Here is a 5,570-nt window from a genome sequence, read left to right on the forward strand (position 1 = left end):
ATGAATTTTGAGTTGATTGCAAAAGGATAAGTTACAAAATGATCTCTTATAACTGCTAAAGGAGAATCATCTTTGAAGGTGTAAAGCTGATAAACAATGCTTTCATATTGTTCTTGTAGGGCTTTAAAATTTGTTGGAAAGAGATAATTTAAAAAAATACCCACAAATTCTCCAGTCACAATAGAAGCAAGGTCAAGTTTATTTAGCTTAGCATAAGTATAAATAGTATATTTTTGAGTTTGTATATCTATGCTATGCATAAGAGCAATTTTAGATATATTGCTTTCTTGATTAGAGTATATAAATAATTGTTTCATATATTTATCACTCCAATAAATCTTAATTTGTTTTTCATTAAAGTATTCTTTTATCTTTGTGATAAATAGATTTAAACCGGATGTATTTTTTTGTATTATTAAATTGGATTTTATCTCTTGTGCTAAAATCATTTGGATTTTAGTATGAATTAATTCTTTTTCTATTTGTTGCAAGCGTGCTTTTATTATTAAATTAGATTTTATGTGTATATGATATATACTATTCTTTTTTGGAGGTGCAAAAATACCAAGCTGTTCTTTAAAAAATTCTTTAAATCCTTCTTTGTTTATTTTAATACAAGCTTGAATAACATATTCTATTGTTTTTAAAAAATTAAAATCCCACAACATTTGAGCTGTAAAGCTGATAAAAGGACTAGCACTTAATAAAATTTTTAACATCGCATAAGTAAATATTTCACTTGTTTTTTGTTCTTTTGCCTTATTTAAATATTCTTTTCCATACATCTGTTCCAAAAGCTTTGATAAATCTGATATTTGTTTCTCTATATCCATCCATGCAACAAAAGCTCGTTGCGTTTCTTCGTCTAAATTCATAAATTCTTTAATGTATTTTTGTTCATCTAAATGATACATTTGCTTTAATTTGATTATTTTTTTATCTAATGTATTTGTTGTATCTAAATCTTTTGATAATTCATTAAAAAAATCATCTATAGTTATCAAACTATCATTTTCCACAAAAGAATAATCTTTTTTGTCAAGTATTTTTAATAATTGCGATACAACTTCATATGCTGTAATATTTGTTGGCTCATTATTTACATATATTGGACATTCATCTGTCCATAAAACATAAGTTTCCTCTAAGTATTTTATATATACAAAATTACTGCCTCCATATTTTTTCAAATCCAAATTGATATTTGGAAAAATAAGCTTAGCTTGATACAAGACAAATGAAATGAATAAACATTCCATTAAAGAATAGTTCCCAAATGAAGATTTATCCGATTTTTCAAAAAACTCTTTTTTCAAAAAAGTTAAATATTGATGAGCCATCTTTTTTTCTTTTTCTATGATGGATTCTTTGGCTTCGTTTTGTTTAAAGAATTTTTTGATATAAAAATAAGGAAGCCATTTTTTATCATTTATTTTTTTATTGTAGTCAATATAAGCTAAAATGTTTATTCGTTCGCAATGTCGTAAATTTTCCGTCTTTTTTACTATTTCTATCATTGGCTCATTTTCTGATATTGCTAATTTTTCTTTAGCTGTTTTTGCGAATTCTGGTAGCTTCTGCGGTGTAGCAACAAAATTTGTTAAATATTTATAAACCTTTTGCATATCTTCATAAGCTTTTTTACTATTCTCATAAGCTTCTTTGGATATTTTCACAAAAGGGCTTAATTGTAAAATATAAGGTTCATTTTCATCTTGTGGCATTTCTATGCTATATTCGCTATAATCTCTTGTGCTGTCATAAGTTTTTTTTGATGTATCAATACTTTTTTTAATTCTTCTGTATTTATCTTGTATATTATAGTTGGCGATTTCTTGAGTTAAGCTTTCACTAAGTCCTGCATTGTATTTATTGGGGATATTTGAAATAATCAAATAATTTTTACTCATTTTAGTTGTATTTAAATCTATTTGTGCATTTTGATTTTTTTGTGCGAAAAATTCAGCTAGTTTACTTGAGTTAAAATTTGGACTTTCTATATAGGAAAAATAAATAAATTGTTTAATATCTTCTTGCAAATTCTTTAAAATAGCATTGTTTTTTAAATACAAATTAGATAATTTTTGCGTTGAAATGAAAGCGGGTAAATTGCTCGATTTTGAATCATTGGGTGTATTTTTATACCCCTTGTCTTTTTGTTCTGGGTTTAAAAAGATTTCACTAAAAATATTTTCAATGCTTTTTATTTCTTCGCTTAAAGTGATTTTATAAGCCAAATTCGAAGCGATATTGCTTTCATCACTTCCAAGATATAATCCAAAACCACTTAAATCAATAATTTCTTTTTTATTAATAATTAAAACACAAGATAACAAGCGAGAATTAATATAATGAATAAACATAGCACATCTAGTGGCTAAAAATGCGGCTAAAGGCGTTAAAAGTGTGCCATAATCTCTTTGAGCAAATTCATAATACTCGCTTGCAGAACCCATTAAAGAAAATAAACCAGCAGCCAAAATAGCTAATCCTGCCCCACCTGTAAGAACAGCTACCACTGTGGCTATTGCAACACCCGCTATAGCACTTAGTATGATTTTAATTTTTTCATATTCTTTTTCTTCGGCAAGTTTTTTAATGTGTTCTAACAACTCATTGATAAATTTTTCATAAGTATTTTTTAAAGTGGGACTTATGCTATTTTTGAAAAAATCCGATTCTATGACATTTCCAATCATTTCTAAAACTTTTTTCTTAAAATCATCAAATTTATCACTGCTTATATCATCAGGATCAATGTTTTCGATTAACTCGTCTAAGGTTGTTATATCTTCAGAATCTTTAGCTAGTTCTTTTAAAGTATTGATAAATTCGATACAAAGATTATTTTTATCTGTATGATAAAAAAGATTAAAATCTTTACCTTGTTTCTTGTCTTGAATTTCTTCTTCTAAGTCTTCTAAATAAACTTTAGTGCAAATTTCACTGCTTGATAAATCTTTTAAATTTACATTTTGTCCAGCATCAAGCTCATTAAGGGTATGGATATTTATTTCTATATTATTGTGATTATCACAAGTTTGTTTTAAAATTTCTAGTATTTCCATAGTCAATATTTGATTTTTAAATAGCATTTTTCTTTGATGAAAATCAATATTTTTTAATATAGCGTGTAAAATAGAAAAATTAGGATAAATAAAATCAATCTGTTTAACTTCTTTATTGTTGATTGTTAAATTTTTAATAGTTTGAATTAACTCTGTTTTAGAACTTATAAACATAAAAGATTCCTTATATAAAGCATTATTATATCATTTTTTATTTGCTAATATTTTTTGTCTCTCTATTAATCTCTCCTATCCACCTAAGCACATTACCCTTATCATCAATCTCAACTTCTAAATCTTTGTATTTGTTGTAAAATTTAGGAGCTAAGATTTCATTAATTAGGATTTTTATAACTTTAAAAACTTCTTGTAATTCTTATTGCATCTTTTTAACTTTTTACATATTCTAGGTATTTGTTGTTGCTTGTTGCCTTTGTTGCGTCTATTTTTCACATAATTTCAGACGATATTCTTGTATAATCTGCTTGTTTTTAGAAATATATAAAAAATTATTAAAAATATTGTATTCATAAATACCATTTTTAAAAACATATCCTTTAAAATTCATATTTACATCACTAATAGACTTACCGTTTAGGACAATATATTTTCCATTATTTTTATTGACACCCACATATACAACTTTATCACAAGTTATATTACCCTCTGGACATAGATTTAAAATTTTTATCCAAAACTTTTCATTTTCATAGGTACATTGCTCTAGTGGAGTAAAATCCTCTTGCGCTAATAAATAAGTACTAAAAAATAAAAACAATAATATATTTTTAAAAATTACCATTTTTCATAACCTCCTTGAATGTAAAGCTTATATTCAGCATTTCTCCTATTAATTAGTCCTTGCATTACTTTATTTTGACTTTTGTTCCACGCCATCCAAGCTTCCTTTAATGTTTTGTAGCCTGTTTTCTCTGCATTGATGATTTTAGCAACAAAAGAGTTTTTAAAATTATCAATCCCTATATTAAAACATAATATAACCAAGGCATCAAATTCATTCTGTGCTAAGGAAGAGTTTATTGAATTTTTTACAGCATTTTCAAAGGGTAACAAATCGCTTTTAAACAATTTATCCGCTTCTTGTAAAGTAATACCATTTTTATACAAATCCTATTCATTTTGCCCTATAAGATGTCCATATCCAATAGTTGCACCTTTAACATATGAAGTAATTTCTTTTCCATTTTGATCATTATAAGGTTTGAGTCTTAGCTTCTCTATATTTTTTAAAAGATTTTGACCATCATTGCTTAGATGAGTGATTTTTTCTTGAGCATTGTTTTCACTAACCCCATTTACCACCACAAATTTACAAACATAAAGCTCTTGTTTTCTATCTTCATCTTCTAAGATTTCATCTAGTCCTTGTGCGATTTGAAGTTTTAAATTTTGCATTTTTGCAGGAGCTAAAAAACTAAAATGATATTCGTTTAATTTTTTATTGTCTTCTAGGGAATTTTTGATGATTTTATCATACTCATGTAGCTGTGTAAAATACCCTACTCCTAAATCTTTATTTTCAAATTCCTTATAAGCACTTTTATAAACTTTAGCAATGTTTTTTGGGATAATAAAATAAAGTTTGATTAAATTAGTATCAAAGCTAAGATTTAATTCTTTAAATTCATAATCTTTACTAAAGTCTTGTTTGAATTGATTAAGAATATTTATATCCTCTATATCTTTTAAATCTTTTAAATCTTTTAAATCTATATTAAATTCATTTAAAGCCTTATTTTGTTCTTTTTTTTCATTATTGATTAAAAGATTATAGATAGGTAAATTATCTTTTTGAAATCTATCACTTTTATAATGAAGTCTTATTATAGGTTCTTTTAACTCTATTTGATTTTTACTTTGTTCTCCTAAGCCCTCTTTAGGATTAAAGCTGTGATCAAATTTAAACTTAGTAGGAGTAAAGCTTACTTTTAAAGCAAAGCCTTTATCTGTTTTACAAGCTGAGATGAGTTCTTGTAAGATTACATATTCATTATTGACTTTCTTTTGAGATAAGGATCCTTTTACATTAACAACTTTAGTACAAGGAACACTTACACCTGCTATAGTATTAGGACAAGCTACTATACTAGAGTTTAATAAATCACTTTCTAGCATTATAGGCACACCATCATCTTTAAAAGTTTTTCCTTTGTTTGATTTAAGTATGACTTTACCTCCATGGATACATTCTAGGTTTTGATTTTCTAAAAGAGCATGAAGTTTAGCTATAGCTTGTTTTTTATCTACTTGTGTGGTTTTTTGTTCTTTTAAAGTGTTTGAAATTAAGTCTTTATACTCTAAGCTTTGTTTGCTTAAACATTCTAATTTAATATTTAAAGAATTTTCTAATATAGAATAATTAAGCAAGCAAAGTTCATCATTTTTATAAAAGATACTAAGTCTTCCTAAACCACTGCTTTCATCTTTAGGAGAAAAATAATAACTAGGTGTATCTTGTTTTATAGTATTATCTTGATCTAA

General features: G+C 25.9%; 4 protein-coding genes. All 4 read right to left on the reverse strand.

The window, feature by feature from the left end:
- Positions 1-3,242 (reverse strand): hypothetical protein (locus AJ932_RS08330; RefSeq protein WP_070289022.1); only part of this gene is annotated, 3,242 nt, incomplete at its 3' end.
- Positions 3,243-3,510: 268 nt separating this feature from the next.
- Complete coding sequence (locus AJ932_RS08335; RefSeq protein ID WP_002779560.1) at positions 3,511-3,870, reverse strand: hypothetical protein; 360 nt, start codon at positions 3,868-3,870, stop codon at positions 3,511-3,513.
- Positions 3,864-4,196, reverse strand: coding sequence for a lysozyme (locus AJ932_RS08340; RefSeq protein ID WP_222555530.1), 333 nt, complete (start codon positions 4,194-4,196; stop codon positions 3,864-3,866). Before AJ932_RS08340 ends, AJ932_RS08335 begins: the two co-directional genes overlap by 7 nt.
- Positions 4,197-4,199: 3 nt before the next feature.
- The coding region (locus tag AJ932_RS08345; RefSeq protein WP_261660114.1) for a hypothetical protein at positions 4,200-5,570 on the reverse strand (1,371 nt) is incomplete at its 5' end.

The organism is Campylobacter sp. BCW_6873 (assembly GCF_001762365.1).
Lineage (GTDB): Bacteria > Campylobacterota > Campylobacteria > Campylobacterales > Campylobacteraceae > Campylobacter_D > Campylobacter_D jejuni.